Here is a 1,281-nt window from a genome sequence, read left to right as displayed (position 1 = left end):
GCGGGGCGTTGGCGCATATCACCGGCGACAAGGGCCTGGCGTCGGTCGTCGGCTATGCCGGCAGCGGCAAGTCGGCGATGCTGGGGGTGGCGCGCGAGGCGTGGGAGGCACAGGGCTACACGGTGCGGGGCGCGGCGCTGTCGGGCATCGCGGCCGAGAATCTGGAAGGCGGGTCCGCCATCGCGTCGCGGACGATCGCCAGCCTTGAATATCAATGGGAGCAGGGCCGCGAGCTGCTAGGCCCCCGCGACGTGCTGGTGATCGACGAGGCCGGCATGATCGGCACGCGCCAGATGGAGCGCGTGCTGTCCCATGCCGAGCAGGCCGGGGCGAAGGTCGTTCTTGTCGGCGACCCCGAGCAGTTGCAGGCGATCGAGGCCGGCGCGGCGTTCCGGGCCGTGACCGAGCGCCACGGTTGGGCCGAGATCACCGAGATACGCCGGCAGCGCGAGGACTGGCAGCGCGACGCGACCAGGGCGCTGGCGACGGGCAGGGCGGGCGAGGCGATCCATGCCTATGAGGCGCATGGAATGGTGCAGGCGGCCGAGACGCGCAGCCAAGCCCGCGCCGACCTTGTGGACCGCTGGGATGCCGAGCGCATCGCCGCGCCGGATCAGTCGCGGATCATCCTCACCCATACCAATGCCGAGGTGCGCGATTTGAACCTAGCCGCGCGCGATCGGCTGCGCGACGGTGGCGAGCTGGGGCCGGACGTGCGCGTGTCGGCCGAGCGGGGCGCGCGGGCGTTCGCGAACGGCGACCGCATCATGTTCCTGAAAAACGAGCGCGGGCTAGGGGTGAAGAACGGCACGCTGGGGAAGGTCGAGCAGGTCAGCCCCGAGCGCATGGCCGTTCGCCTTGATGACGGCCGCAGCGTCGCGTTCGACCTGAAAGATTATGCCCATGTCGATCACGGCTATGCCGCCACCATCCATAAATCGCAGGGCGTGACGGTCGATCGGGCGCATGTGCTGGCGACCCCCGGCATGGACCGTCATTCCGCCTATGTGGCGCTGTCGCGGCACCGCGACGGGGTGCAGCTCCATTATGGCCGCGACGACTTCGCCGATTATCGCCGGCTTGTCCGCACGCTGTCGCGCGAGCGGGCGAAGGATATGGCGTCGGATTATGGCCGTGCCCCTGATAGTCGTGATCGCGACGCCGAAGCGCGGGCCTTCGCCGATCGGCGGGGCCTCTCGGGCGAGATCCGCTTGCCGGATGCGCCCCGCGAGGCAGGGCGAGATCCGCGCGCGGAGATCTCGCCAACAGAGCGAGGATCTT

At 69.7% G+C, this 1,281-nt stretch carries 1 protein-coding gene; it reads left to right on the top strand.

The window, feature by feature from the left end:
* Positions 1-1,281 (top strand): AAA family ATPase (locus BHQ40_RS24680; RefSeq protein WP_171905967.1); only part of this gene is annotated, 1,281 nt, incomplete at both ends.

Source organism: Sphingobium phenoxybenzoativorans (genome assembly GCF_001757355.1).
GTDB classification, from domain to species: domain Bacteria; phylum Pseudomonadota; class Alphaproteobacteria; order Sphingomonadales; family Sphingomonadaceae; genus Sphingobium; species Sphingobium phenoxybenzoativorans.
This window is presented reverse-complemented; position numbering and strand designations above follow the sequence as displayed.